This is a genomic window from Arthrobacter sp. Dra40 (assembly GCF_059091905.1).
Map to the genome: position 1 here is coordinate 17,594 of NZ_JBNHHB010000022.1, position 25,212 is coordinate 42,805.

At 67.1% G+C, this 25,212-nt stretch carries 26 protein-coding genes; 12 read left to right on the top strand and 14 right to left on the bottom strand.

The window, feature by feature from the left end:
• Window positions 1–552 precede the first annotated feature (552 nt).
• Complete coding sequence (locus AC5RWT_RS12200) at window positions 553–1,191, top strand: endonuclease domain-containing protein (RefSeq protein WP_494080434.1); 639 nt, start codon at window positions 553–555, stop codon at window positions 1,189–1,191.
• Between the two features lie 215 nt (window positions 1,192–1,406).
• On the opposite strand, the gene AC5RWT_RS12205 is transcribed toward AC5RWT_RS12200, so the two are convergent.
• Window positions 1,407–2,807, bottom strand: coding sequence for an MFS transporter (locus AC5RWT_RS12205; protein WP_494080435.1), 1,401 nt, complete (start codon window positions 2,805–2,807; stop codon window positions 1,407–1,409).
• Between the two features lie 263 nt (window positions 2,808–3,070).
• Here AC5RWT_RS12205 and AC5RWT_RS12210 point away from each other — a divergent pair, with 263 nt between their 5' ends.
• Entirely contained in the window at window positions 3,071–3,985 is a 915-nt protein-coding gene (locus AC5RWT_RS12210; protein WP_494044557.1) for a LysR substrate-binding domain-containing protein, read from the top strand.
• Between the two features lie 85 nt (window positions 3,986–4,070).
• On the opposite strand, the gene AC5RWT_RS12215 is transcribed toward AC5RWT_RS12210, so the two are convergent.
• The 4 genes from AC5RWT_RS12215 to AC5RWT_RS12230 form a co-directional block, all read right to left on the bottom strand.
• Complete coding sequence (locus tag AC5RWT_RS12215) at window positions 4,071–4,355, bottom strand: oxidoreductase C-terminal domain-containing protein (protein WP_494080467.1); 285 nt, start codon at window positions 4,353–4,355, stop codon at window positions 4,071–4,073.
• Window positions 4,298–5,386, bottom strand: coding sequence for an NAD(P)/FAD-dependent oxidoreductase (locus AC5RWT_RS12220; protein WP_494080436.1), 1,089 nt, complete (start codon window positions 5,384–5,386; stop codon window positions 4,298–4,300). Before AC5RWT_RS12220 ends, AC5RWT_RS12215 begins: the two co-directional genes overlap by 58 nt.
• Before the next feature lie 143 nt (window positions 5,387–5,529).
• On the bottom strand, window positions 5,530–5,856 hold the full coding sequence (locus AC5RWT_RS12225) for a 2Fe-2S iron-sulfur cluster-binding protein (RefSeq protein WP_494080437.1): 327 nt from the start codon (window positions 5,854–5,856) through the stop codon (window positions 5,530–5,532).
• Window positions 5,857–5,917: 61 nt separating this feature from the next.
• Window positions 5,918–7,111 (bottom strand): cytochrome P450, encoded by a 1,194-nt coding sequence (locus AC5RWT_RS12230; RefSeq protein WP_494080438.1) that lies wholly within the window; start codon window positions 7,109–7,111, stop codon window positions 5,918–5,920.
• Window positions 7,112–7,296: 185 nt separating this feature from the next.
• Between AC5RWT_RS12230 and AC5RWT_RS12235 the strand changes: the two genes are divergently transcribed.
• Window positions 7,297–8,217, top strand: a complete 921-nt coding sequence (locus AC5RWT_RS12235; RefSeq protein WP_494080439.1) for a LysR substrate-binding domain-containing protein — start codon at window positions 7,297–7,299, stop codon at window positions 8,215–8,217.
• On the opposite strand, the gene AC5RWT_RS12240 is transcribed toward AC5RWT_RS12235, so the two are convergent.
• From AC5RWT_RS12240 to AC5RWT_RS12280, 9 genes are read right to left on the bottom strand one after another with little or no spacing between them, the layout of a single operon-like run.
• Window positions 8,135–9,310, bottom strand: coding sequence for an XdhC family protein (locus AC5RWT_RS12240; RefSeq protein WP_494080440.1), 1,176 nt, complete (start codon window positions 9,308–9,310; stop codon window positions 8,135–8,137). The genes AC5RWT_RS12235 and AC5RWT_RS12240 overlap by 83 nt on opposite strands.
• Window positions 9,311–9,312: 2 nt before the next feature.
• Window positions 9,313–10,080, bottom strand: a complete 768-nt coding sequence (locus tag AC5RWT_RS12245) for an SRPBCC family protein (protein ID WP_494080441.1) — start codon at window positions 10,078–10,080, stop codon at window positions 9,313–9,315.
• The gene (locus AC5RWT_RS12250) at window positions 10,080–11,366 is read right to left on the bottom strand and encodes a vWA domain-containing protein (protein ID WP_494080442.1); all 1,287 of its coding nucleotides are present in this window, start codon (window positions 11,364–11,366) and stop codon (window positions 10,080–10,082) included. Before AC5RWT_RS12250 ends, AC5RWT_RS12245 begins: the two co-directional genes overlap by 1 nt.
• Entirely contained in the window at window positions 11,359–12,291 is a 933-nt protein-coding gene (locus AC5RWT_RS12255; RefSeq protein ID WP_494080443.1) for an AAA family ATPase, read from the bottom strand. The genes AC5RWT_RS12250 and AC5RWT_RS12255 overlap by 8 nt, the downstream gene beginning before the upstream one ends.
• On the bottom strand, window positions 12,288–12,896 hold the full coding sequence (locus AC5RWT_RS12260; RefSeq protein WP_494080444.1) for a nucleotidyltransferase family protein: 609 nt from the start codon (window positions 12,894–12,896) through the stop codon (window positions 12,288–12,290). Before AC5RWT_RS12260 ends, AC5RWT_RS12255 begins: the two co-directional genes overlap by 4 nt.
• Entirely contained in the window at window positions 12,880–13,875 is a 996-nt protein-coding gene (locus AC5RWT_RS12265) for an XdhC family protein (protein ID WP_494080445.1), read from the bottom strand. Before AC5RWT_RS12265 ends, AC5RWT_RS12260 begins: the two co-directional genes overlap by 17 nt.
• Before the next feature lies 1 nt (window position 13,876).
• Window positions 13,877–16,303, bottom strand: a complete 2,427-nt coding sequence (locus tag AC5RWT_RS12270; RefSeq protein WP_494080446.1) for an aerobic carbon-monoxide dehydrogenase large subunit — start codon at window positions 16,301–16,303, stop codon at window positions 13,877–13,879.
• The gene (locus AC5RWT_RS12275) at window positions 16,300–16,818 is read right to left on the bottom strand and encodes a (2Fe-2S)-binding protein (protein WP_494044569.1); all 519 of its coding nucleotides are present in this window, start codon (window positions 16,816–16,818) and stop codon (window positions 16,300–16,302) included. The genes AC5RWT_RS12270 and AC5RWT_RS12275 overlap by 4 nt, the downstream gene beginning before the upstream one ends.
• A gap of 3 nt (window positions 16,819–16,821) precedes the next feature.
• Window positions 16,822–17,700: an FAD binding domain-containing protein gene (locus AC5RWT_RS12280; protein WP_494080447.1), complete on the bottom strand. Its 879-nt coding sequence runs from the start codon at window positions 17,698–17,700 to the stop codon at window positions 16,822–16,824.
• Window positions 17,701–17,815: 115 nt separating this feature from the next.
• Here AC5RWT_RS12280 and AC5RWT_RS12285 point away from each other — a divergent pair, with 115 nt between their 5' ends.
• The 9 genes from AC5RWT_RS12285 to AC5RWT_RS12325 all read left to right on the top strand — a co-directional run bounded on the left by AC5RWT_RS12285 (window position 17,816) and on the right by AC5RWT_RS12325 (window position 25,201).
• Entirely contained in the window at window positions 17,816–17,992 is a 177-nt protein-coding gene (locus AC5RWT_RS12285; RefSeq protein ID WP_494080448.1) for a helix-turn-helix domain-containing protein, read from the top strand.
• 46 nt (window positions 17,993–18,038) lie between these two features.
• The gene (locus AC5RWT_RS12290) at window positions 18,039–19,004 is read left to right on the top strand and encodes an ABC transporter ATP-binding protein (protein WP_494044572.1); all 966 of its coding nucleotides are present in this window, start codon (window positions 18,039–18,041) and stop codon (window positions 19,002–19,004) included.
• Window positions 19,005–19,152: 148 nt separating this feature from the next.
• Window positions 19,153–20,034, top strand: coding sequence for an ABC transporter permease (locus AC5RWT_RS12295; RefSeq protein ID WP_494080468.1), 882 nt, complete (start codon window positions 19,153–19,155; stop codon window positions 20,032–20,034).
• Window positions 20,031–20,864 (top strand): ABC transporter permease, encoded by an 834-nt coding sequence (locus AC5RWT_RS12300; RefSeq protein WP_494080449.1) that lies wholly within the window; start codon window positions 20,031–20,033, stop codon window positions 20,862–20,864. Before AC5RWT_RS12295 ends, AC5RWT_RS12300 begins: the two co-directional genes overlap by 4 nt.
• 103 nt (window positions 20,865–20,967) lie before the next feature.
• On the top strand, window positions 20,968–21,498 hold the full coding sequence (locus AC5RWT_RS12305; protein ID WP_494044574.1) for a hypothetical protein: 531 nt from the start codon (window positions 20,968–20,970) through the stop codon (window positions 21,496–21,498).
• Window positions 21,499–21,581: 83 nt separating this feature from the next.
• The gene (locus tag AC5RWT_RS12310) at window positions 21,582–22,406 is read left to right on the top strand and encodes an exodeoxyribonuclease III (RefSeq protein WP_494080469.1); all 825 of its coding nucleotides are present in this window, start codon (window positions 21,582–21,584) and stop codon (window positions 22,404–22,406) included.
• 47 nt (window positions 22,407–22,453) lie between these two features.
• Window positions 22,454–23,500 (top strand): tryptophan--tRNA ligase, encoded by a 1,047-nt coding sequence (gene trpS, locus AC5RWT_RS12315; protein ID WP_494080470.1) that lies wholly within the window; start codon window positions 22,454–22,456, stop codon window positions 23,498–23,500.
• 2 nt (window positions 23,501–23,502) lie between these two features.
• The gene (locus tag AC5RWT_RS12320; RefSeq protein ID WP_494044575.1) at window positions 23,503–24,102 is read left to right on the top strand and encodes a 2'-5' RNA ligase family protein; all 600 of its coding nucleotides are present in this window, start codon (window positions 23,503–23,505) and stop codon (window positions 24,100–24,102) included.
• Entirely contained in the window at window positions 24,074–25,201 is a 1,128-nt protein-coding gene (locus AC5RWT_RS12325) for a YihY/virulence factor BrkB family protein (RefSeq protein ID WP_494080450.1), read from the top strand. Before AC5RWT_RS12320 ends, AC5RWT_RS12325 begins: the two co-directional genes overlap by 29 nt.
• Window positions 25,202–25,212: the final 11 nt, after the last annotated feature.

Consider the following 25,212-nt stretch of genomic DNA (forward strand, 5'->3'; position numbering starts at 1 on the left):
ACGGTGCGTCCAGAGCCAGCGCTTTGGGCCGTTCACCGTCCGGTGGAGAGAAACGTGGATAAAAGGCTGCCCGTTATCCCATGTTCTCTCCACCGGATGCCACCTGTGGAGAACTCCTGCGCCTCCGACATCTTTTTCAGATAATGCGGTATGTCCTACGAATCCAACGGCAATGGCCAAGAAGAGGCACCGATAGCTAGCGGAGCAGGTCAGAGCCGGAGAGCTGGTGGGTCAGCCGGGAAACTGCGCGGTCGGCCTCCTCGGCTGCCAGCACACCTGCAGAAATCAGCCTTCACCTTCGAGGACGCTTTCAGAGCGGGGCTGACCAGGACGCAGCTCAACAGCACGACGCTGGTCCGCGTCAGCCGTGGTGTACGAATGCACCGGGAGGCAGACCCCGATTTAGCGGCGCGTGTCAGGCCCTTGACCCGGATGAGTGGCAGCTGCGCTGCTTCCCATGACACTGCGGCCCTTCTATGGAACTTCCCGGAACCGGAACGCCGTCCGTTTGACCGGCGTCTGCACATCTCGCGCCCTAGCGGCGGCGGACGCATGCAGCGGGCCGGGGTAATTGGCCACCGTTCGCGCATCCTGTCCGGAGAGGTCACCGTCGTGGACGGGGTTTTCCTTACCACCCGGGCCCGCACCTGGCTGGATCTGGCTGGGAGGCTCGGCCTCGATGATTTGGTGGTTATCATCGATCACCTGATCCGCCCACCTCGGCCTGAATTCGAAGGCCGGCTCGATCCTTTCGCTACCAAGGAAGAACTTCACGCCTTGTTGTCCCTGCACAAGGGGAAGAGCGGTCTGCGAAATGCCCTCGAGGCGCTGGCACTCTCGCGTGTGGGAGCTGATTCGCCGCCGGAGACAAGGCTGCGTTTGGCGATGATCCGGGCCGGCTTGCCGGAACCAGCGGTGAACAAGCCCATCAGGAACCACGACGGCGACATTCTGCATTCCCCTGACCTGTCGCTGCCTGCGTACCGTATCGCGATTGAGTACGAGGGCGAAAGCCATGGCAACGCAGACCAAATCGCCCGCGACATTGCACGGGAAGAGCGCGCCCGGGCCGCGGGCTGGGATGAAGTGCGGATCTCCAAGCGGCATATGGCCAACGGCGCCAGACGGGCTGTCGAGAAGATCGCGGTGGCGCTTTGTGCACGCGGCTGGCGCCAGGAGGACGCCGCCTAACCTTCAGCCCTGGTGTCGGAAGCACCAGTACGACGCCGGTCAGGGTGCCGAGGGCGTGCTGCGCGGGCGTTACGCGCGTGGAGACATCAGCGCCCTGTCCTGCAGACGCGGATAGCAGAGCGGACAAAAGAGCGGGTGCCCTGCCGGAATTGCTTTCGGCAGGGCACCCGCTTCATTCGTTGACTAGCAGCGCTGGGTCAGCGCGGTCTGTCTGCTTAGACGCTGGCCTTGACGGCGTCGTCGGTGGATACGCCGCGCCGCTTGTCCATGATGGTGGCTCCGACTTCCTGTTCGGCCTGGTTCTTGATGCTCAGGTCGATGCCCTTGCGGTCGCGGAGGAGCGCCACGCCGGTCACGGAGATCACGATCATGACCAGCAGGTAGACCGAGACCGAGGTGGTGGTGCCGGTGGCCTGCACCAGCGCGGCGGCGATGGTGGGGGCAAAGGCGCCGCCGATGATAGCGCCGAGCGCGTAGGAGATGGACACCCCGGAGAACCGGATGGAGGCGGGGAAGATCTCGCTGTACCAGGACGACTGCGGGCCGTACGTCAGGCCGAGGCCGACGCTGAAGAGGACCAAGCCCAGCAGCAGCATCCAGATGCTGCCGGTATTGACCAGCCAGAACAGCGGGAACACCGTCAGCGCCAGCGCGCCGTAACCGATCAGGTAGGTCTTCTTTCGCCCGATCGCGTCGGAGACAATTCCACCCACGAGCGTGAAGACCAGCCACACGGCGGCTGCGGCCGTGATAGCCAGCAGCACCGGGGTGCGGTCCAGCCCGATGGGGCCGTTCGGGTTGGTGGCGTAGTTGGTGATGTAGCCGCCGGTGGTCATGTAGCCTGCCGCGTTATTACCCGCGAAGACCATGGCGGCCAGGATGACCAGCAGCCAGTGCTTCTTGAAGAGCTCGACCACGGGAACGCTACGCTGCTGCTTGGCCTCGGCAATCTCCTGGAAGACCGGGCTTTCCTCGACGGTCCTGCGAACCACGTAGCCGACAACGATCAGCACGACGCTCAGCAGGAACGGTACGCGCCAGCCCCACTCGATGAACGCCTGGCCGGGGGAGATCACGCCGGTCATCAGGGCCATGACGCCCGAGGCCAGCAGCATGCCCAGCGGCACGCCGATCTGCGGGTAGGAACCGGCAAGGCCGCGCTTGTTACGGGGTGCATGCTCAACAGCCATCAGCACAGCGCCGCCCCACTCGCCGCCCGCGGACATACCCTGCAGGATGCGGAGCAGCAGCAGCAGGATCGGGGCGAGCACACCCGCCGTCGCGTAGGTGGGCAGGAAACCGATCAGGGTGGTGGCGCCGCCCATCAGGATCAGCGTGAGCACCAGCATGGCGCGGCGGCCAATCTTGTCGCCGTAGTGGCCAGCCAGGAAGGCGCCCAGCGGGCGGAAGAGGAAGCTGATTCCCACGGACGCGAAGGCCAGCAGGAGGCCGATGGAGTCACCTGCGGGCTTGAAGAAAAGTTCCGCGAACACGAGGCCAGCCGCGGTGGCGTAGATGAAGAAGTCGTACCACTCAATGGTGGTGCCGACGATGGTGGCAAAGGCGACGCGACGCTGGTTCGCGGCAGTCGAGCGCCCTGATACTGCAGTGCTCATAATTTCCTTCAGGAACGGTCACACCGAGGAGCTCGGCATGGTGCTGGTAGTGCGAAGGGGAGACGACGACGCCGGTGGCAGTCGCCGCCGATCAGTTCCGTGTCCGGAACCGACCGTGAACGGTTTCAGGTTTCGCCGGCGCAGAAGGGATTCGCCATCTGTGACGAGCGCAACTATTGAACTTATCACTCATTGTGACACGCCTTACTTCCATAGGTAAACTTCAGAAAACAGATAAACATCTTTGATCGGACTGAAGAACCATGGTGGATTTCACGCTGCGGCAACTCGAGCTCTTTGCGGCCCTGCCCGATCATTCGACGCTGAGCTCCGCGGCAGCGAGCTTGCGCATCTCCGAATCCGCGCTCTCCCAAGCCATCACGGCGCTGGAGCGGGCTGCCGGCGAACAGCTCTGCGTGCGACGGAAGGCGCGAGGCCTGCAGCTGACCCCTTCCGGGCAGTTCTTTGCGCAGCGTGCCCGGCTGCTGCTGCGCGATGCTGACGCGCTCATCAATGACCTGACCGGCGCCGCCGGCGAGCTCAAGGGTCCCGTGCGGCTGGGCTGTTTCGCGAGCTTTGCCAGCACGGTCCTGCCCTCGGTGCTTGACCAGCTGCCGGAACAATATCCGGGCATCAGCGTGGACGTCACGGTCGGTTCCCATGACAACCTGCTCCCGGCGCTGGACGCCGGCCAGCTGGATCTGGCCATGGTCTACGACATGGAGCTCCCGGCCGGATATCACCAACGCACGATCTACCGGACTGAGTTGCAGGCGGTGCTGCCCACGGACCACCCGCTGGCCGCCAAGCCAACGGTGGATCTGGTGGATCTGGCCGACGAACCACTGATCATGTACGAGTCGAGCCCCAGCACCGCCAATACCTACCGGGTCTTCGCCGATCGAGGTCTTCGCCCGCGCATCGTGTCGTCCATGCCGCAGGTGGTGCTGGTGCAGGCGCTGGTCGGCCGGGGATTGGGCTACGCGCTGCTGATGTCACGGCCAGAAGCTCCGGCCGTGACCGTTGAAGGTAGGAACGTGGCGGTCCGCCCGCTGTCGCCACCGGTATCCCAAACCACGATGTGCGCCATTTGGCCCGACACCATGGTCCTCAGCCCGCGGGCGGAGGCAGTGCTGGGCCATGCGGTGCGGGCGCTCAGCGGCAGCGCAGCCGAGTGACGCACTTCCGCGCGGGGCTCCCGTGTCCGCGTTAGGCCGTGCCGCTCCCGCGGCCCGGGTAAGCCGTGCTGTGCCCGTCTCCGCGTTACACCGTGGCGGGTTGTTGTTTGGAGTAGGCCTTGAGGTCGAAGTCCGGGTCGGCCGCTTGTACGGGGGTGAGGGTGCGGCCGGCGGAGAGCAGGCGGCGGGCGGCCATGTGGTCGGCAGGCTGGTTGACTGATTCGACCGCGGCCAAGACCCCGTTGCGGAAGCAGAACACGGAGAACTTCTCCTCCGCCGGGTTTCCGCGGAGCACGGTCTGGTCGCCGGGGGCTACCAGGCCGGCGATCTGCAGACGCAGATGGCCCTGATTGGACCAGAACCAGGGCAGGTCCGCGTAGCCGCCGGACGCGCCCCCGGACCCGGCGCCGGGCTTGGAGTCGGTGCCGGGCTTGGAGTCGGGCGCGCCGCCGGGTTCTGCGCCGAGGATGGCGTGGGCGGCGTGGCGGGCCTGATCGGTGGCGTTCTGCACGGATTCGAGCCGGGCTCGGGTGCCGGCGTGGACGTTGGGAAGGACGCGCAGTCGCCGAGGGCGTAGATGTCAGGGTCGGAGGTGCGCAGGGACCCGTCGACCACGATGCCGTTCTCGACCTCGAGGCCCGCGGCTGCCGCGAGTTCGGTGCGCGGGGTGACGCCGACGCCGACCAGCACCAGGTCAGCGGGGTAGCGGAGCCCGGTGGTGGACACCGCGGCGGTGACGTGCCCGGTGTTGTCGCCGTCGAAGGAAGCGATGCCTTCGCCCAGCCGGAGGGTCACGCCGAGGCGCTGGTGGGCGTCGGCGAAGAAGCCGCTCATGACCGGGGTCAGGGCGCGGCCCATCGGCCGGTCGGCGTACTCGAGCACGGTGACGTCCAGGCCCCGGGCGCGGGCGGCGGCGGCGAACTCCAGCCCGATGAACCCGGCACCGATGACGACGACGGAGCGCACCGTGTCGAGGCGGGCGTGCAGGGCCTGGGCGTCGGTGAGGGTGCGCAGGCCGTGGATGCCGGCCAGTCCGGCTCCGGGGACGGTAAGTTCGCGGTTGGCGGCGCCGGTGGCCAGCACCAGTGTGGAATAGGCCACGGTGGTGCCGTCGTCGAGGGTGACGGTCTTGGCGGTCCGGTCGATGGAGGTGACGTGCACGCCGAGGCGGGCATCGACGTCGTTGGTGGTGAAGAACTTTTCCGGGCGCAAGGGGAGCGGGACCGGGTCCTTGCCGGCGGCGAGGTAGTCCTTGGACAGCGGCGGGCGCTGGTACGGGTGGTGCGGTTCCTCGCCGAGCAAGGTGATCGCGCCGGTGTAGCCTTCCTTGCGCAGCGAATCCACCAACTGGATGCCGGCCTGGCCGTTGCCAACAACAACCACGTTTTCAGGATCAGTCATCGCGTTCATGGAGGGCCTTTCGGTAAGGGGCGGGCCAGCCGGCCGCGGCGGCCGGGTCAGCTCTGTTCGTCGGGAGGTCGACTTCGATGTCGTCGAAGTGGTGTCCGGGCCGCGAGTTGGCAGCCAGGACGGTCGCGGAAGGCTCAAATCTGGTCGTCGGGGACGTCCACCTCAATCTGTTCGATTTCATCGCCAACCGTGATCTGGCAGCCGAGCCGGCTGCGGGTCTCGTCCCGGGGGCCGGCGGTGCACTCGAGCATTTCTTCTTCGTCGTCGCCGATTTCCGGCAGCCCGTCGAGGTATTCGGGCCGGACGTAAACGTGGCAGGTGGCGCACATGGCCTGGCCGCCGCATTCGCCGACGATGCCGTCGACGCCGTTCGTGACGGCGGCCCGCATCAGAGAAGTGCCGGGGTCGACGTCCAAGACGTCAACATTGCCGTCGGAGTGGTGGAAGCTGATCTTTGCCATGGGGGAATTGTCCTTGCTGTAGGCGGGGAAGTGGGGGAGGTGGTGGAGGAAGGCCTAGGGCTCAGCCCCAGAGCACCGGCATTTTGGTCATGCCCCGGAAGACCCAGCCGGCGTCAACCGGCGCGTTGTCCGGGTCCAGGCGGAGGTTCGGCAGTTCGCGGAAGACCTGCGGCATGGCGATCTGCGCCACCGATGCCCGGGCCACCCAGGCGCCGGCGCAGAAGTGGTTGCCGCCACCGAAGGCCAGATGCGGCTTCTTCTCTCGGTTGATGTTGAACGACTCGGGATCCTCGAAGACCGCCGGGTCGCGGTTTGCGGCGCCCACCACGATGCCAAGCCGGGCGCCGGCCGGCAGCTGCACGCCTTCCAGTACGGTGTCGCGCCGCACCTCCCGCGGGTACATGCCTATGGGGGCCACCCAGCGCACGGACTCCTCAAACGCCCGCGCGTATAGTGTCTCGTCGGCCAGCACCTGGGCCAGCTGATCCGGGTTGTCCAGCAACGCCCACACCGTGGTGCCCAGGACGTCGCGCGGTTCGTTCAGCCCGCCGCCGATGGTCATCTTCATGTTCGCCCGGATGGCTTCGAGCGGGATCGGCATCGACGTCATGCCGGAGAGCAGGCTGGAGTCCGGGTTCTTGCGCAGGTAGGGCAGGATCTCGTCGATCGCATCGTCGACTTCGTTGTAGGACTGTTCCGACTTGGCCCAGACCTCGGGGTCGTCGGCGTAGTTACCGGTGCCGTCGATCATAGTCTGCGACCAGCGCTGCATGTCTTCCTGGCTGGCGTTGTGGAAGCCCATGATCAGGCGCAGGTTTTCCGCGGCGTAGGGAGCGGCGTAGTCCCAGATGAAGTCGGCGCCAGGTCCGGCTGCCTTCAACTGCGCCAGGTACTTGTCGCTATTGGCCTGGAAGATGGCGTTCCAATGTTCTTTGATCGCCTTGGGCCGCAGCACGTTGCCGTAGGACTTCCGGTCCACGTCGTGTTCCGGATCGTCCTTCCGAAGCATCGAGTGCCCCATGGCCCGCTTCATCAGCGAGTTGGTCTCGTCGGCGGAAAAGCGCTCCTGGTCCTGTTCGATCACATGGCAGGCTTGGTAGCTGGTGACCATGTACCGGTTGACGGCGGGCACCCAATGCACCGGGGACTCGGCGCGCATCTTCTGGTAGATCGGATACGGGTTCCGGTAGAGGTCCGGGATGGTGACCCAATCCGCGGTGGGAACCGGGTGGGCTTCGGTAGCTGCGGTGGTCATGCTGGGTCTCCTGGCGTGTAGCGGCCGGGACCTGCATCCCGGATTCCGGCTTACCTCTCACCGTGGCGGCGTGAGGTGTGTCTCGACTGAGTGTGACAGCAGACATATCCGCCGGTAAAGTTCATATTTTATGGAAATATCCACCGAAAATCTTTGGTAGTGCGACAAGCGACGGGAGCTTTTGCATGGTTCGGTACACCCTGCGGCAGCTGGCGTACTTCCTCGCGGTGGCCGACGCCGGCACTATTGCCGCCGCTGCGGACGAACTGCATGTCTCGCAGACCGCGGTGGCCGCGGCGGTGAAAGAGCTCGAGCGGATCTTCGGCACGCAGTTGACCGTCCGCCGCAAGGCGCACGGAGTCAGCCTGACCCCGGCGGGCCGGCAGCTGCATGCGCGGGCGGCCGCCTTCCTGCGCGAAGCCGAGGAACTGGAGCTCAGCACCAGCAGCGGCGGGGGAGAGCTGGCGGGTCCGCTGGTGGTGGGCTGCTACCTGACGTTGGCGCCGACCATTCTGCCCGGGCTGCTTGAATTCTTCGCCGCCGAACACCCGAAGGTGCAGCTGGATTTCGTCGAAGGCACCCAGGACGCCGTCCAAAACAAGCTGGTGGCCGGTGAGCTGGACCTGGCCATCGTGTATGACATGGACCTGCGGCCCGGGCTCGAATCGGTGCAGCTGGACACCATGCAGGCCTACGCCCTGTTGCCCGCTGGCCACCGGTTGGCCGGCAAGGAAGCGGTGGCCTTAGCGGAGCTTGCCGACGAGCCGATGATCCTGCTGGACGCCCCGCCCAGCAGCCATCACACCATGGCGGTGTTCCGGGACGCTTCCGTGGTGCCCAAGATCCGGTACCGGACCACGGACTTCGAACTGACCCGGTCGCTGGTGGGGCGCGGCATCGGCTATTCCGTGCTGGTGCAGCGCCCGGCCGGTGACGCCACGTATGAGGGCAGGCCCTTCACGGCCCTGCCGATCGAGCCCGCGGTCCGCCCGGTGGACGTGAAGATCGTCTGGCCCGAGGGGATCAGGCTGACCGACCGGGCTGCAGAGATGGTCCGGTTTGCGGTTGAGGCTCATGCGCCTCGTCGTGGTGGATCCGGTCGCTGAGTCCGCCCAGCGGTTGGCCGCTGCCGCCCCATTGCCGGGCGATGATTTCGGCCGCGATGGACACCGCGGTTTCCTCCGGGGTACGTGCGCCCAGGTCCAGCCCCACCGGGCTGTGCAGGCGGGACAGTTCCTCGCTGGTGAGGCCCGCTTCGCGCAGCCGCTGCAGACGGTCGTCGTGTGTGCGCCGTGAACCCATCGCCCCCACATAGGCGGTCTTGCTCCCGCGCAGGGCAACCTCCAGCAGCGGGACGTCGAACTTTGGGTCGTGGGTCAGCACGCAAATGACCGTCCGCTCATCCAGCAGGTCCTGCTGCAGCTGCTCGGTCAGGTACTGGTGCGGCCACTGCACCACAACCTCGTCCGCCTCCGGGAAGCGCGCACGGGTGGCGAAGACCGGCCGGGCATCACAGACAGTGACCTGGTACCCCAGGAAGGTTCCCATCCGGGCCAGGGCCGCGGCGAAGTCGATGGCGCCGAAGACCAGCATCCGGGGCCGTGGCGCGAAGCTGCCGAAAAAGATCCGCATCCCCTCGCCGCGCCGGTGCCCGTCGGGCCCATAGGTCAGCGTGGAATTCCGGCCTGCGGCCAGCAGCCCCAAGGTGTCGTCCGCGACGGCGTGGTTGACGCGCTCGGTTCCCAGGTCGCCGTCGAAGCCGTCCGGACGGACGATCAAATGCCGCCCCAGCCAGGCCGGATCCGGGTGCTCGATCACCGTGGCGATGCCCACCGGACGGGAAGCGGCGATATCGGCGGCCACATAGTCGAGTCCAGGAAAGGTGCCACGGGAGAGCGGCTCCACGAAGACGTCGAGGATTCCGCCGCAGGTCAGTCCCACCGAGAACGCCTCGTCGTCGCTAATGCCGTACCGCACCAGCGCGGGCCGGCCGCTCGCGGTCACCTCGGTGGCCAGTTCGTACACCGCGCCTTCCACACAGCCGCCCGACACCGAGCCGATGGCCTCCCCGCCGGCGGTGACCGCCATGGACGCGCCCGGCGGACGCGGCGCGGACTTGAAGGTGCGGACCACCGTGGCCAGGCCCGCCGTTTCTCCTGCCTCCCAGCCGGGCAGCAGCTTTGACAAGACGTCCCGCACGGTTACACGCCTCCGGAGCGCAGTAAGGCCACCGCTTGCCGGCGCCCCGCGCGGCGGCCGGCCAGATGCGCCAGCGCGGCCGCAACCAGCACCAGGCCCAGCACCTTGCCCGGACTGCGCAGCTGGTCGGCGAGCACTTGCCTGGCCACGGCGAGCCCGTCCAGGCTGCTGTCGCCCTGCTGTCCCGCCTGCGTCGAAGCAGGTGCGGGGGAGGAGGACGACGGCGGTGCGGCCGGCTCCGTCTCGACCGCGGACCCGGGCTTAGCCCCGGCAGCGGACGACGGCGGCGCGGCGCCGGGACCGGCGTCGGGCGTCGGGGCCTCCCGTTCCAGGATCATCTCCTGCAGGTTCTTGGTGAACACGGCCAGCATCTGGTCGGTGACGCTGCCGATCACGCTTTTGCCCATGGCCGCCGCCTTGCCGGACAGCGTCAGATCGGCGTTGACGCTGGCCTCGGTGGCAGCTCCGGCTTCGGACAGCTGCATGCTCACCGTCGCCTCTGCGGCGCCCTGCCCCCGGGTTTCGCGCGCCTTACCCTGCAGTGTTGCCCGCCGGCCTGCGGCGTCGCGCTCCACCACATACAACGTGCCCTTGTACTGCATGGTTACCGGCCCGAGCTTCACCACCATGGCCACCTGGTACTCGTCCTCGGAGGTCTTTTCCAGGATCTTCGCTCCCGGAATGCACCCGGCCACCCGGTCGAAGTCCATCAGGGTTTCCCAGACCGTCCCGATCGGTGCGGTGACGGAGAACGTGCGTTCAAGCTGCATTACCGTGTCCTTTGCCTGGTGAACTGGTTGGTGGTCCGCGGGCCGGGGCCCTGGTGGCGGTCGGAGCGGATGGCCGCGGCCACCTCCGACAAAGCGGTGTAGCTGTGGCCGCTGACGAACGCGTCACAGTAAGGCAGGGCGGCCGCCATGCCGCCCGCCAGCGGTTGGTAATCTACCGCCACCTTACGGGGATTGATCCAGATGATCCGATACGCCAGCCGCCGCAGCCGCTGCATCTGCGCGGCGACCTGGGCGGGATCGTCTTGGGCCCAGCCGTCCGACATGACTACCACCACGGCGCCGCGGGCCATGCCCTGGCGGCCGTAGTCGTCGATGAATCGGTGCAGGCTTTCGGCTAGGCGTGTGCCGCCGGCCCAGTCCCGGACCTCGGCGGCGGCACGGGCCAGCGCGGTGTCCGGGTCGCGGACGGCCAGCTGCCGGGTGAGCCGGGTCAGGCGGGTGGAAAAGACGAAGGCTTCCGCCCGGGCTCCGGCCGCCGCGCCCTGCAGCAGCGAGAGGAAGACCCGCGTGTAGGACTCCATGGAGCCGGAGACATCGCACAGCAGCACCAGCCGGCGGGGCTTGGGCCGCCGCTGCGCAAAGACCAGGCGGGTGGCGTCGGGGCCGTTGCGGCGGGCGGTCCGGGCGGTGCGGCGGATATCCAGCCGGGAGCTGCTGCGGGCCGAGCGGCGGGTCCGCCGGCTGTCCCGGACAGGAGTGGAGAACACGATCCGGCGGACCAGTTGCCGTACGACGGCGGTCTCCTCCTCGGTCAGTTCCGCGAAGGACGTGTGGTGCAGCCGCTCCTGGCCCGAAGACATCAACAGCACCGACTCGCGCGGCGGTCCCTCGCCGGAGCCGGCTCCGTCCCGGCCCGGGAACATGCCCGGCGGCAGGGCAGCCTCGGGCGCCGGGCGGTGGTCGGAGGGGCTGCTGGCGCCGGTGGGCCGCTCGGTGGCTCCTTGGCCCGACCACGGCGGGTGGTTCGGATCGCCGCGTTGTTCAGCCGGATCGGGTACCAGACCGCCGGCGGCGCCGCCGAAGGCCGCGGCGAACACGGCGTCGAAAACCGGCAGCTGCTCGCGGTCGGAAACCAGCACCACCCGGCAGGCCCAGTACAGCGTGGTCCGGTCGGCCGGCGGCAGCAGGCGCAGCGCTTCGGCCAGCCGGCCGGCGCGGTCCGGCGAGGTAGGCACCCCGGCGCGGCGCAGCGCCGTCGTTATGCCGGCACAAAAAGCCGCCGTGTCCGCAGACGGCACCACGCCGACCATGCCGCGCTCAGTCATGGCTGCCGACCAACCACGCGCCGCCGCGGGCGGCGATGAGCTCAAGGTCATCCCGGTTCTTGAGCACCGCACCCCAGGTCCGTTCGGCGCTCGCCGCGTCCAGCCGGTCCGCCCCCAGAAGGCTGAGCGCGGACACCCAGTCGATGGCCTCGGCGATGCCAGGGGGCTTGACCATGTCCAAGCTCCGCAGCCGGGCGATGGCGGCCGCCGCCTGCAGCGCGATGGATTCGGTGCTGGACGGGACCCGGCGCCGCACGATCTCCGCGATCCGCCCAGGGTTCGGATAGTCGATCCAGTGGTAGAGGCAGCGGCGGGTGAGCGCGTCGTGCAGGTCGCGGGTCCGGTTGGAGGTCAGGACAATGATCGGCGGATGCACGGCGCGGATGGTCCCTAGCTCGGGGACGCTGACGGCCGCTTCGGCGAGCAGTTCGAAGGTGAACGCTTCGAACTCGGCGTCCGCGCGGTCGATTTCGTCCAGTAGCAGCACGGCCGGCCGCGGTCCCGGGTGCTCGATGGCCTGCAGCAGCGGGCGGCGGAGCAGGTATTTCTCGGCGAAGAGGTCTGTTTCGGCCAGTTCGCTGTGCTGCACTTCGGCCAGCCGGATGCCCAGCAGTTGGCGCTGGTGGTTCCACTCGTACAAGGCCTCGCCGGCGTCGATACCCTCGTAGCACTGCAGCCGGTACAGGGGAGTGTCCAGCACCTGGGCCAGCGCCTTGGCGGCTTCGGTCTTGCCCACCCCGGCTTCGCCTTCGAGCAGGATCGGCTGCGGGAGCCGCAGGGCCAGGAACAGTGCGGTGGCCAGGCCGGTGTCGGCTACGTAGTCCACCGCGTCCAGCGACGTGATCAGCGATTCCACGTCGGGAATGCGGTTCCGGACGTCCGCCTGGCTGCCGTCCTGCGCGTCCGTCCGCGCCGCCGAGGTCATGGCGTGCTCCGCAGTGCTGCCAGGGCCTGCCGGTAGTCGTCCTCGGTGTCCACGTCCAACGGGACCGGACCCGGGATGGCGACCTCGACGACGTCGGCGGCGCGTTGCTCCAGCAGCTTCCACACCGCCTTGTCGCCGTGCAGCTGGGCCAGCAGCGGGAACATCGAGCGGTGGAACACGAACGGATGGCCCACGCCGTCGTCGTAACGGCACACCGCCAGCGGCGCGTCGCCCCGCGCGGCGAGCAGCGTGTGCACCGTGGCCGGTGTGACTCCGGGCTGGTCGCCGAGCAACAGCACCACTGTTTCGGTCTGCGGGTGCAGCGCCGGAATGGCCGCCGCAATCGAGGAGGAGCAGCCGTCTGCGTAGGCCGGGTTGTCCACCACATCGCAGCCGCTGGTATCCACGGAGCGTCGCACCGCATCGCCGGCTCCGCCCAGGGCCAGGACGATCTGGTCAAAGCCGGCCTCGCGGGCGGTGCCGAGCACAGCATCGAGGAGCACGCCGTGGCCGTATGGCAGCAGCTGCTTGGGCCTGCCGAGCCTGCGGGATCCTCCGGCGGCGAGCACCAGGCCGGCGATCCGGTGTTCAGGAGACGACGGCATAGTGCTCCGGATCCTTGAGGAACGCGGCGCGGCAGCCGGCGGAGCAGAAGTACACGGTGCTGCCGGCGTGTTCCACATGCAGGGTGGCGTGTATGGCCGGAACCGTCATGCCGCAGACCGGGTCCAGGGCGGTGGCGGGCTCCGCCGCGCCTGATTCAGCCGCGGGCCCGACGCCGTCCGCCGCGCCAGTCGGCCGGACGCCGTCCGCCCCAGCCTCCGGACGGGCCGCGCCTGCCATCGCCGTCGGAGCGGCGGCTGCTGCGGAGCGTTCAGAGACCAGCTCCGCGAGGATGGCCAGGGCCGTTTCTTCCGGGGTGCGGGCGCCCAGCGCCAGTCCGGCCGGGCAGTGCACCCGGGACCGGAGTTCCTCGTCCACGTCCAGCGAGGCGAGCACCTCATTGCCGCGGCGTTCGCTGGCCACCAGTGCCACGTAGGGGACCGAGGCCCGCAGCGCCGCGGTGAGGGCCGCTTCCTCCTCCCGGCCGTGCGAGGCGACGATGAGCGCCGCATCATCCGGCCGGGGTTCCGCCGCGCTGCCGGCCACCAGTTCCGGCTCGAATCCCAGCACCGATCCCAGTGCGGACAGTGCCTGCGCTATCGGACCCGCGCCCACCACCACTATCCGTGGCGCCGGCAGTTGCGGCTGCAGGAAGATTTCCACCGAGCCGCCGCTGAGGCAGGGATTCGCCACGGTGACCGCACCCTCCTCCTGGTCCCGGACCGGCTCGTCCGGCATCACCCGCAGCAGCAGCGGCTCGCCGGAGGCCAAGGTCCGCAGGGCATAGTCGCGCACGGAAGCTTCCACGCAGTTCCCGCCCACGAACCCTTCGATGGTGCCGCCGGCCAACACCAGCGCGGTGTCGCCCGCGCGGGCGCTGGTCGGATGCTGGGCGCGGACCACGGTGGCCCGGACGTAAGGTTCCCGCCGCCTGCTCAGTTCATCCGCCCTGGCGGCCAGGGCCATATCGCGCGGCGGCATGTCATACCGGTGGTCTCGGCCGGCCCTGCATGGCCTCCCAGACGCGGGCGGGGGTGCACGGCATGTCCATATGCGTGATCCCAAACGGCGCCAGTGCGTCGACGACGGCGTTAACGATGGCGGGCGGAGACCCTACCGTGGCGGATTCACCGATGCCCTTCGCGCCGATCGGATGGTGCGGCGACGGTGTGACAGTGAAACCGGTCTCCCAATCCGGAACCTCCATCGCCGTGGGGATCAGGTAGTCCATGAAGGAGCCGCCCAGGCAGTTGCCGTCCTCGTCGAATTCGATGATCTCCATCAGCGCCATCCCGACGCCGTCGGTCAGGCCACCGTGGACCTGGCCCTCAATGATCATCGGGTTGATCCGGGTCCCGCAGTCGTCCACAGCAATGAACCGGCGGACTTTCACATGGCCGGTGCCGGGGTCCACGTCGACCACGCAGATGTAGGCGCCGAACGGAAAAGTCAGGTTCGGCGGATCATAGGTGACCACCGCGTCAAGGTTGCCGTCGATCCCTTCGGGCAATGCGACCGTGCCGTGGGCACCCAAGGCGATTTCCGCCATCGTCTTGCCCGCGCCGGGGTCGCCCTTCACGTACCAGCGGCCTTTCTCCCATTCCAGGTCCTCGGGACGGGTCTCGAGCATCGCGGCTGCGATGAACTTCGCCTTGTCCCGGACCTTGCGGGCCACCAAGGCCACCGCGCCGCCGCTCACGGGCGTGGAGCGGCTGCCGTAGGTGCCCAGGCCAAAGGGCGTCTGGTCGGTGTCGCCGTGCACCACATCGATGTCCTCCGGCGGGATGCCCAGCTCCTCGGCCACGATCTGCGCAAATGTGGTCTCGTGGCCTTGCCCCTGCGATTGCACCGACAGCCGGACCACCGCCTTGCCGGTGGGGTGGACTCGCAGTTCGGCGCCGTCGGCCATGCCCAGGCCCACGATGTCGAAGTGCTTGCGCGGGCCGGCGCCGACCGTCTCGGTGAAGAAGGAGACCCCGATGCCCATCAGCTCGCCGCGCTCGCGCTTCTCGGCCTGCTCGCGGCGCAGGTCCTCGTAACCGGCCATCTTCATCGACAGCCGCATGGCCGGTTCGTAATTGCCCGAGTCGTACTCCCAGCCGGTCTTGTTGGCGTAGGGGAACTGCTCCGGCCGGATGAAGTTCTTCAGCCGCAGTTCGGCCGGATCCATCTCCAGTTTGCGCGCCAGCACGTCCACCATGCGTTCCACCAGGTACGCGGCCTCGGTGACCCGGAAGGAACAGGCGTAGGCGACGCCGCCCGGGGCCTTGTTGGTATAGACGCCGGTGACCTTGCAGTACGCCGCCTGCAGGTCGTAGCTGCCGGTGAAGATGCTGAAGAAGCCGGCCGGGGTCTTGGTGGGCTGGGCGGTGGCGTTGAACGCCCCGTGGTCGGCCAGCACATTGGTCCGCAGCGCCAGGATCTTGCCGTCCTTGGTGGCGGCAATTTCACCGCGCATCAGATAATCCCGTGCGAAGGAGGTGGACATCAGGTTCTCCGAGCGGTCCTCGACCCACTTGACCGGTTTGCCGGTGACGATGGACCCGACGACGGCGAGGACGTAACCCGGATAGATGCCCACCTTGTTGCCGAACCCGCCGCCGATATCCGGCGAGACCACGCGGATCTTGTGCTCGGGAATGCCGGCCACCATCGCATACAGGGTGCGGTGCGCATGCGGCGCCTGGGTGGTCTCGTACAGGGTCAACGCGCCGTCGATCGGATCGTAATCCGCCACCGCGCCGCAGGTTTCCATCGGCGCCGGATGTACCCGCGGGTAAACCATGTCCTGCGCGACGACGACGTCGGCCGCGGCGAACGCTGCCTCGGTTTCGTCCGCATCGCCGACTTCCCAATCGAAAATGTGGTTGTCGGTGCGGCCCTCGAGATCGTCGCGGATGACCGGGGCATCGGCGTCGAGAGCTTTCCGCGCGTCGATGACCGGCGGCAGAATGTCATACTCGACGTCGATCAGTTCCAGCGCGTCACGGGCGGCGTAGCGGTCCTCGGCGACGACGAACGCGACTTCCTGGCCTTGGAACCGGACCTTGTCCGTCACCAGCACGGCCTGCACATCCGCGGACAATGTCGGCGCCCAGGCGAGGTTCAAGGCAGCCAGGTCCTTGCCGGTAATGACCGCCTTGACCTTCGGGTGTGCAAGCGCCTCGGACGTGTCCATCGAGACCAGCCGGGCGTGCGCCACCGGGGCGCGCAGGATCGCGCCGTGCAGCATGCCCGGCAGCACAATGTCGTCAACGTAGCGGCCCTTGCCGCGGACGAACCGCGGGTCTTCCTTCCGCTGGATCCGGCCGAATCCGATCGGCCGGTCTTGGTCTCCCGCGGCCGGATTTCCCGGGCGGGCGCCGTCTGACGGGCCCGGCGACGCCAGCCGCTCCTGAATGGTGGTCATGCCGTCACCTCTTCCGTTTGGCTTGATTCAGCAGCGTCCACCGGGGTGGTTTTGCCGCCCGGGTGGTTCGCGGCCCATTGGACCGAGCGGACGATGGTGGCGTAGCCGGTGCAGCGGCAGATCTGGCCGGAGATCGCCTGCCGGATTTCGCCGTCGTCCGGATGGGGGTTCTTATCCAGCAGGGCCCGGGCGGTGAGCATCATTCCGGGGGTGCAGAAACCGCACTGCAGCCCGTGTTCCTCCATGAATCCTTGCTGGACGGGATCCAGACCGCCGTCGCCGGCCAGTCCTTCGACGGTACGGATCTCATGCCCGTCCGCCATCGCCGCCAGCACGGTGCAGGACTTCACCGGCTGCCCGTCCATCAACACCACGCAGGTGCCGCAGTTGCTGGTGTCGCAGCCCCAATGGGTTCCGGTCAGGCCGAGTTCTTCGCGGATGAAATGGACCAGAAGAACGCGCGGTTCGATGTCGCGGGTCACTTCGTCGCCGTTGACGCTCATGCTGATCTGCATGGTTCAGCCTTCCTGTTCTTCCGATGCGCGTGCGCAGGCGCGGCGAAGCACCCGGCGCGTCAGTTCGTCAGCCAGATGCCGTTTGTAATCGACCCCGCCGCGCTGGTCGCCGACCGGCTCGCACGCGGCGGCGGCAATCCGGCCTGCCTCGGCGAAGAGGTCTTCATCCGGCCGTCGACCGCTCAACAGATCGCCGATCCCGGCAACCGTGCCGTCCAAACCCACCGCGGTGAGCCCCACCGATGACGCTTCGATGGTGCCGTCGGCTGCCAGCGATACGGCGGCGCCGGCCGATGCGGTAGCCCAGTCGCCGACCCGGCGCTCGACCTTTTCGTAGGCGCTGCTTGACCTGGCGCGGACGGGGAAACGCAGCTCGGTAAGGATTTCGTTCTGCCCGACGGCGGTCTCATACGGGCCGCGGTGGAACTCATCCATGGAAACGACGCGCTCGCCGGCCGGACCTCGGATCACGGCCTCGGCGCCGAGTACATCGCAGACGGTGGAGAGATCTTCGGCCGGGTCCGCCTGACAGAGCGAGCCGCCGATCGTGCCGCGGTTGCGCACCACCGGATCGGCAATCACGTGCTCGGCATCGGTCACGATCGGGAAGAAGCGCGCGACCTCGGGCGACTCCAGGAGCGTGGTGTGGCGGGTCAGGGCGCCTACCCTGAACACGTTCCCTTCGCGCACCATGAAGTCGAGTTCGGCCAGGCCATTGATGTCGATCAGCCACTCCGGCCGCGCCAGCCGGAGTTTCATCATCGGCAGCAGGCTGTGCCCGCCGGCCACCAGCCGGGACTCCGGCCCGTGGCGTTCCAGCAGGGCCAGCGCATGATCCACGTCGCTGGCGCGCACATAGTCGAATGGAGCAGGAATCTGCATGGGTTACCCCTCGAAGACGCGTCACCCTCACTGTTGAGGGGCCCCCTTGAGGCACATGTTGCTCCTTGCCCCGGGGGGTGTCAAGATCCTCGTAAGCGAAAGATTTTGACCTGCGATGTCCATGACTTCGAACCAACTCAAGGCCTTTGCCTCGGTGGCCCGGCTGGGTTCGCTGCGGGCCGCTGACGAGGAATTGAAGGTCAGCGAGCCGGCGGTCTCAGCCGCCGTGGCCGCGCTCTGGCCCGGCGCGGCTCCAAGGTGCATGTCGCCCTGTGGAGCTGAGCAGACATGACCCCGATTGGCTTTCCTCAATCGGTGATGTGATCTAGGCTATAGCAGTGCCTCAAACATCCCTTTCACACCGGCTGCCGCAGCAGGCGCCCGCCGCCGTCATTACCGCCCGTAATGTGGTGAAGACCTACGGCGATTTCAACGCCGTCGACGGAATCTCATTCGACGTCCAGGCGGGGGAGTCCTTCGGGCTGCTCGGTCCGAACGGTGCGGGCAAGTCCACCACCATGCGGATGATCGGCGGCGTGTCACAGCGGACCTCCGGCGAGCTGAGCATCATGGGCCTCGATCCGGACCAGCACGGGCCGGAAGTGCGGGCACATCTGGGCGTGGTCCCGCAGCAGGACAACCTGGACGAGGAACTGAAGGTCCGCGACAACCTGATCGTCTACGGCCGCTACTTCGGGCTGCCCTATTCCTACTTGCGGCCCAAGGCCGACGAGCTGCTGGAATTCGCGCAGCTGACGGACAAAGCCAAGGCAAAGGTGGACGCACTCTCCGGCGGCATGAAGCGGCGCCTGACCATCGCCCGTTCGCTGATGAACGATCCGAAGGTGCTGCTGCTCGACGAGCCCACTACGGGCCTCGATCCGCAGGCCCGCCACATTCTCTGGGACCGGCTCTTCCGGCTGAAGGAAGCGGGGGTCACGCTGATCCTGACCACCCACTACATGGATGAGGCGGAACAGCTGTGCGACCGCCTGATCGTGGTGGACAAGGGCAAGATCATGGCGGAAGGTTCGCCGTCGTCGCTGATCCGCGAGCATTCCACCCGCGAGGTCCTGGAACTACGGTTCGGTTCCGATCGGAATACCACCGTGGCGCCGGAGCTGGGAGGCATCGGGGAGCGGCTTGAAACGCTGCCCGACCGGGTCCTCATCTATGCCGACGACGGCGAGGCGGCGCTTGAGCAGGTGTCGAACCGCGGGCTTCGCCCGATCACCTCGCTGGTGCGGCGCTCCAGCCTGGAGGATGTTTTCCTCCGGCTGACCGGCAGGAGCCTCATTGACTGAGCAACAGCCTTCGCACGTACCCGGCGGGCAGGAGCCGGAAGCCGCCTCGCAGGCCTCGGCCGAGTCTGCTGCTGCCGGCAAAACCCAGGCGCCCGAACCCGATGCCGCTGCCGCCGCTGGTTCCGTGGAAGCCCGGGTCCCGGCGCAGCTGACCCTGCGCGAGGTCGACGCGCTCACGCGACCCGTGACCGGCCTGCGCTCGCCGCTGTCCCCGCTGCAGTCGGCTGAACGGGCCCGCAACTTCGGGTCGTTCTACTACATGGAGCACTGGCTGCGGCAGCTGCGCGGCTACGGCTGGACGGTGCTGATGACCGCCGTCGGCACGCCGCTGGTCTACCTCTTCGCGATGGGCGTGGGGCTGGCCACGCTCGTGGACGCCAACACCAACGTGTCGCTGGACGCCGGCAATGGCCAGACGGTGCCCTATTTGGTGTTCGTGGCTCCGGCGCTGCTGGCCACCGCCGCGATCATGGTGGCCAGCGAAGAGAACACCTACTCGGTCATGTCCGGCTTCAAATGGCGCAAGACCTACTACGGCCCGAACGCCTCTCCGCTGCAGAGCCAGCAACTGGTCAACGGGCACTCCATGGGCGTGCTGGCCCGGTTGCTGCTGACCACCGGGCTCTACTTTCTGTGCCTGATCTTGTTCGGCGCGGTGGTTGAACCGACCGGCTGGGTGATGATCTTTACCGCGGCGCTGGCTGGCATGTCCTTCGGGCTCCCGCTGATGGCATACTCGGCCAGCATCGAAGAGGACCGCGGCCAGTTCGCCCTGGTGCAGCGGTTCATCGTGATGCCGCTGTTCCTGTTCTCCGGCACCTTCTTTCCGCTGGAGGCTATGCCGCTGCTGGTCCGATGGATCGGCTGGATCTCCCCGTTGTGGCATTCCACCGAGCTGGGCCGGGTGCTCAGCTACGGCTACACGGAACCCGTCTGGCTGACGGTTCTGCACGTGGCCTACCTGGCCGTCCTCTGCGTGGTGGGCTGGATCTTCGCGCGCCGCGTCTACATCAGGAGGTTGGGCAAATGAGCCAGCACATCGCTTCGCAGCAGCTGCGGCTGGAACCGTCCCGCCGTCCGCTCGGTTCGCTCTACGCCGGCAATGTTCGCGCCGTCTTCTCCCGCGGCGTGAAGGCCACCTGGGGCACTAACTGGGCAATCATGGTCAGCGGATTCGTGGAGCCGGTCCTCTACCTGGTGGCCATGGGTATTGGCCTGGGCTCGCTGATCGGCACCGTCACCGGCCCCGGCGGGACGGAAATCGGCTACGCGAACTACATCGCCCCGGCGCTGCTGGCTGTCTCGGCGATGAACGGCGCGGTGTACGACTCCACCTGGAACGTCTTCTTCAAGCTGCATTTCGCCAAGCTTTATGAGGGCATGCTGTACACGTCGCTGGGGCCGCTGGATGTGGCGCTGGGCGAGATCCTGCTGGCGCTGATGCGCGGTGCGCTCTACGCCACGGGGTTCACCGCGGTGATGGGCGCGATGGGCCTGATCACCTCCCCGTGGGCGCCGTTGATGATTCCCGCCGCCGTGGTGGTGGCCTTCGGCTTCGCGTCCTTCGGCATGGCGATCACCAGCTATATGAAGACCTTCCAGCAAATGGACTGGATCAACTTCATCATGCTGCCGATGTTCCTGTTCTCCGCGACTTTTTACCCGTTGAGCGTCTACCCCGAGCCGATCCAGTGGCTGATCCAGGCCCTGCCGCTCTGGCACGGAGTGGAAATGCTGCGCCAGCTCAGTGCCGGCGTTTTCACCGCCGCCCTCCTGGTCCATCTGCTGTACTTCCTGGTCATGATTGTGCTGGGGCTGATCCTGAGCACCGGCCGGCTGCGCAAGCTCTTCCTGAACTGAGATGGACGCGGGAGCGGGCCCCCGTCCGGCACGTGCCGGACGGCGCGTCAAGCTGTGGGCGGAGTCGGCGCACGCGGGCGCGCGGATTTGAGAGAATAGGCCCATGCGATCTCTTGGCCCCGAGTCTTCTTCCGTTTCGTCCGCCGCCCGGCAGATGCCGCTCAAAGCCGGCAACATCAGCCTGGCCGTGCTGGTGCTGGTCTTCCTGGTGGCAGTCGTCTTCGCCGCCAACGAAAACGACGTCATCGGCTGGATCGTCGTGGCCGTCTCGCTGGCCTGGCTGGTCCTGGCCGCTTTCGTCGTCTTCAGCGTCCGCGGCGCCACCCGCAAGGCCAAGGAGAAACTGGCCAGCGTGCAGGCCGACTACGCCGGGCGCGTGAACCCCGCTCCCGGTGGGGGAACCGCCGTCATCGATGAACAAATTTCGCGCGCCAACGCTGTGCGGGACGAAAAGCTGGACCACAGCTTCAAGATCATCCAGGTCCAGGCCAAAGTAATCCGAGACTACCGCGGCAAGGACGAAGGCATGGTGGACCGCGCGCTGGAAACGGTGGAGATCACCGCCCACAACGGCCGCGGCATGATCCACAAGGAAGAGGACGGCGGCACGGTCAGCGGCACGGTTGTCAGCTGAACGGAAGGGATGGGTAAGGTAGTCGGGTGACTTTGGCAACCGTTTCCACCGCACCGACCACCTCCCGCGACGCAGCGGCCGGACTGATTCAAGCAGGCAAGACGCTGCGGATCGCCAGCGTCAACGTCAACGGCATCCGCGCCGCCTACAAGCGCGGCATGGCCGATTGGCTGGCCGCCCGGGACGTGGACATCCTGTGCCTGCAGGAAGTGCGGGCGCCTGACGCCGTCGTGCATGAATTGCTGGGCAGCGACTGGCACATCTTGCATGCCGAAGCGGAGGCCAAGGGCCGCGCCGGCGTCGCCATCGCCTCCCGCGTTGCGCCGACGGCTACCCGCAGCCATATTGGCGACGAATACTTCCTGTCCTCCGGCCGCTGGGTGGAGGCCGACTTCGCCGTCGAGGGCATCGACGGCGACAAGACCCTGACCGTGGTCAGCGCCTACGTCCATTCGGGCGAGGTGGATACCCCCAAGCAGGTGGACAAGTACCGCTTCCTGGACACCATGACCCACCGGCTGCCGCAACTGAAGGCCGAGCGGGACTACGCCCTGGTGGTCGGCGACCTGAACGTGGGACACACCGAACTGGACATCAAGAACTGGAAGGGCAACGTCAAACGGGCCGGATTCCTACCCGAGGAACGGGCTTACTTTGACCGGTTCTTCGGTGAGGAGATCGGCTGGCGCGACGTGCACCGCTCGCTGGCCGGCCCCGTCAGCGGTCCCTACACCTGGTGGTCCTGGCGCGGCCAGGCCTTCGACAACGATTCCGGCTGGCGGATCGACTACCAGGTAGCCACCCCTTCGCTGGCCAACCTGGCAACCGCGGCCGTGGTCGACCGTGCCGCCACCTACGACGCCCGCTTCAGCGACCATGCACCGCTGGTCGTTGACTACCAGTTCTAGAAAGCATCCCGATGAGCACAGGAACCACAGAACCGACCCACACCGCCATGGCGGACAAGGGGCAGGCGATGCCGCCGCAGGCTACGCGCCCCAGGCTGCTCTCCGGCATGCAACCGTCGGCCGACTCGCTGCATCTGGGCAACTACCTGGGCGCCCTGGTCAACTGGGTCAAGCTGCAGGACGAGTACGAAACCTTCTTCTTCATCCCCGACCTGCACGCCATCACGGTGGACTACGATCCGAAGGACCTGGCCCAGCGCACCCGGGTCACCTGCGCGCAGTACATCGCCGGCGGCATCGACATTGAGCGGACGGCGCTGTTCGTGCAGTCGCATGTTCCCGAGCACGCCGAGCTGGCCTGGGTGCTCAACTGTGTGACCGGTTTCGGCGAGGCATCCCGGATGACGCAGTTCAAGGACAAGACCCAGAAGAACGGTACCGACGCCGCCACCGTGGGCCTGTTCGCCTACCCGGTGCTGATGGCCGCGGACATCCTGCTCTACCGCCCCTACGGTGTGCCGGTGGGGGAGGACCAGCGCCAGCACCTGGAACTGGCGCGAAACCTGGCCCAGCGGTTCAACCACCGTTTCGGCGAGACGTTCGTGGTGCCGGAAGCTGTCATCCCCAAGGAGGGAGCGAAGATCTACGATCTGCAGCACCCCACCGCAAAGATGTCCAAGTCGGCGGAATCGCCCGCAGGCTTGATCAACATCCTGGACAACCCCAAGCAGGCTGCCAAGAAGATCAAGTCGGCCGTCACGGACGACGGCACCGAGATCCGCTTCGACCGCGAGGCCAAGCCGGGCATCTCCAACCTGCTGACCATCTACTCCACGCTTACCGGCAAGAGCATAGCGCAGCTGGAACAGGAGTACCAGGGCAAGATGTACGGGCACCTGAAGGTGGATCTGGCCGACGTCGTCGTCGAGACGCTTGCCCCGGTGCAGACCCGGGCACAGGAGCTGCTGGACGACCCGGCCGAACTTGACCGGCTGCTGGCCCGCGGGGCCCAGAAAGCCCGTTCAATTGCGTCGGCTACACTCGCTGATGTGTACAGCAAAGTAGGTTTCCTGCCCGCCGGAGGCGGACGCTAGCTATGAGCCAGCAGGACCAGGACAGCATCGCCCGCGTGGACCACGACGGCGGTACTGACCCGGGTGCCCGGCCTGCGGTCGGTTGCGTCGGAGTGGTCATCGGGATCCCCGAGCCCATGGCCAGCGAGCTGCGCGGCTGGCGCGCGTCCTTCGGGGACCCGCTGGCCGCCGTGATACCGCCGCACATCACGCTGATCACCACCACCCCGGTGCACGACTGGGACGAGGCCACCGACCACGTCCGCTCGGTTGCCCGCAAGCAGGCTCCCTTCACACTGGCCCTGTGCGGAACGGGCAGCTTCCGTCCAGTCTCGCCCGTGGTCTACCTGGGCATCCGAGACGGATTCGAGGACTGCGTCGAACTGCACCGGAAACTGCAGTCGGGGCCGCTGGAACACGACCTCGAGTTCGACTTCCACCCGCATGTGACGGTGGCCCACGATGTCAGCGAAGCGAGCATGGATTCGGCCGAGAGCAAGCTCGCCGGTTATGACGCGGCCTTCCTCGTCAGTAGCATGGGCCTCTACGAGCACGATGCGACGGGCGTGTGGAAACTACGGGAAGAGTTGACCTTTGGCGCCGAATCCGGAGGAGAAGGCTGAAGTAAGGCCGGATCCGCTGCAGCGGCAGCAAATGGTCCTTGCCGCGTTAAGGCTGCGGCGGGACGCGGGCCGGGCCAAGCGCGAAGGCGGCAGCTGGAAGGGCCTGCTGGCCAGCGCCCAGTACCGGCTGGCGCAGCTCAACTCCTGGCGCCTGATGCGGGTCTTCAATCTCTATGCGCTGAGGCATGGGCCGTTGTTGGCGGCTGGCTGCGCCTACAGATTGTTCTTCTCCGTGGCGGCGATGCTGGTTGCAGGGTTCTCCATTCTGGGCCTCGTGGTCTCCGGAAACCGAGATTTGCAGCTGGCGATTATTCGGGTGGTGAACGAAACCACGCCGGGACTGATCAACACCACCGGCAACCCGGGCGAGGGCCTGGTCACACCGGAGCAGCTGTTCTCGCAGGGCGGGTCATTCGGCGTCAGCTTGGTCATTTCCACGGCGGTGTTGATCTGGACCTCGCTGGGTTGGATCGCCGGGCTGCGCACCGGAATGCGCGGCATCTTCGATCTGCCGCCGCTGAAGAGAAACATCCTCTTGGTCAAGCTCAAGGACATAGGGACGCTGTTGATCCTGGCTGTGGCCTTGATCATGACGACGGCCATCGCCGCCATTGCCAATACGGCCCTGGACCTGATCCTGGACTGGCTTCAATTCGACGGCGGTGCCGTAGTGCCGCTGACACGCATCGTCGGCATCGTGATCATGCTGCTGCTGGACATGGCGGTGGCAGTGGTCCTGTTCCGCGTTGCGTCAGGCATCCGGATGCCGCGCCTCATCATGTTGCAGTGCGCGTTGATCGCCGGCGCAGGTAGCACCGTGCTCAGGTACTTCTCCTCGACCCTCTTGGGTCATGTAGGCAACAACCCGCTGCTGGCCTCTTCCGCCGTCATCCTTGGCCTGTTCGTGTGGTTTTACCTGCTCAGCCAGGTCTACATGGTAGCCACTGCCTGGGGCGCCATCGGTAAGGCGGACGCGGTGGCCAGGCATGCGCTGTCAGGCGGCCGGGGCAACCGGTCGTTGCGGCGGCGGGCGTGGCGCCTTCGCCGGCGGAAGCCCGGGAAAGGGACCCGTCGAAACGACAGCGCCGCAGTCGTCTGACAGCGGTCCAC